Here is a 394-nt window from a genome sequence, read left to right on the forward strand (position 1 = left end):
GTCGTATCTTGCATGCGCAGGCAGCGCCTGACATTACCAGCTTTCAATTTGATTGGCAGGAACGCGGCTTGCCGCTTCGCTCTAGCGTTCACCAACGCGAGCCGTTTGTGCAGGCCGCGGCCTCCGCTGATCAGGAATATGCTCACCGTTATGGCATTTATGCCCATGCAACGTTAGGCAATGACGCTGCCGAGACACTCTACCAAGCGCCTGAGCAACGTTTTGATTGGCAGCTAGGCCCACAGTTGGACCAAAACTTTGGTGGGCCAGATGGCTACCTCTTTCGCTTGAAGGCGCTATTGAGCGCTGAGTACCAAACCGACCCTAACGGCTGGCTTTCAAGCAGTGTGGCCTTAACCGTGCTGGATAACTTAGACAACTATGAGTACATCGC

At 54.3% G+C, this 394-nt stretch carries 1 protein-coding gene; it reads left to right on the plus strand.

All coding sequences use genetic code 11. The features are described 5' to 3' along the window. Positions 1–394 (plus strand): YjbH domain-containing protein (locus RMT89_RS41420; protein ID WP_315888918.1); only part of this gene is annotated, 394 nt, incomplete at both ends.

The sequence above is a fragment of the Streptomyces sp. P17 genome, assembly GCF_032436805.1.
Lineage (GTDB): Bacteria > Actinomycetota > Actinomycetes > Streptomycetales > Streptomycetaceae > Streptomyces.